The organism is Porphyromonas sp. HMSC065F10, assembly GCF_001808555.1.
Classification (GTDB): Bacteria; Bacteroidota; Bacteroidia; order Bacteroidales; family Porphyromonadaceae; genus Porphyromonas_A.
Genome location: NZ_KV793730.1, coordinates 107,016 through 107,452 on the forward strand (window position 1 = coordinate 107,016; position 437 = coordinate 107,452).

The following is a 437-nucleotide window of genomic DNA, read 5'->3' on the forward strand; positions in this document are numbered from 1 at the left end:
GTGATGACGGGCGATGACTTCTCTCTAGACATCAACAATCCTAATGAGCCGAAAGTGCTTGTGGTAGGGAACAACCCCGACCGACAGAACATCTATTCGGCTGCTCTTGGGCTCTACAATAGCCGCATTGTGAAGCTCATCAATAAGAAGCATCAACTTAAAAGCTCAGTGATTATAGATGAGCTACCGACCATCTACTTTCGTGGTCTTGATAACCTGATCGCCACAGCTCGTAGTAACAAGGTCGCTGTGTGTCTAGGCTTTCAAGACTTCTCGCAGCTGACCCGCGACTATGGGGATAAGGAGAGTAAGGTGATACAGAACACCGTGGGTAATGTCTTTAGCGGACAGGTCGTGGGAGAAACGGCTAAAACGCTTTCTGAGCGTTTCGGTAAGGTTCTACAACAACGGCAGTCCATGACCATCAATCGTAACGA

At 48.3% G+C, this 437-nt stretch carries 1 protein-coding gene; it reads left to right on the forward strand.

Going from position 1 to position 437, the window contains the following annotated elements; all coding sequences use genetic code 11:
• Positions 1 to 437, forward strand: a 437-nt coding sequence (locus HMPREF2890_RS09220) for a TraM recognition domain-containing protein (RefSeq protein ID WP_246825209.1), incomplete at both ends; no start/stop codon positions are given.